Below are 258 nucleotides of genomic sequence, written 5' to 3' on the forward strand. Positions count from 1 at the left end.
TGCAGGGCACGTTGGACCAGCCGGTGGGCGAGGGCGAGAACGAGATCGACCTGCCGTTCACAGTTGAAGTGACCGATGGCGATGGCTCGACGGCCAGCACCACCTTCCACATCTCGGTCGTCGATGACGTGCCGGTTGCGGTGGATGATGCGACGCTGACGCTGGAAGAAGGTGGCAACACGGTCACCGGCAATGTGATGGGCAACGACACGGAAGGGGCCGATGGCGCTGAAGTGACATCGTTCACCTATACCGATG

At 61.6% G+C, this 258-nt stretch carries 1 protein-coding gene; it reads left to right on the plus strand.

Annotated elements, in window-relative coordinates:
- A partial coding sequence (locus ACOSDM_RS20315) for a hypothetical protein (RefSeq protein WP_420726354.1) occupies nt 1–258 on the plus strand: 258 nt, incomplete at both ends.

Origin of the sequence: Hwanghaeella sp. LZ110 (assembly GCF_048892525.1) — a bacterium.
Lineage (GTDB): Bacteria > Pseudomonadota > Alphaproteobacteria > UBA8366 > Aestuariispiraceae > Pacificispira.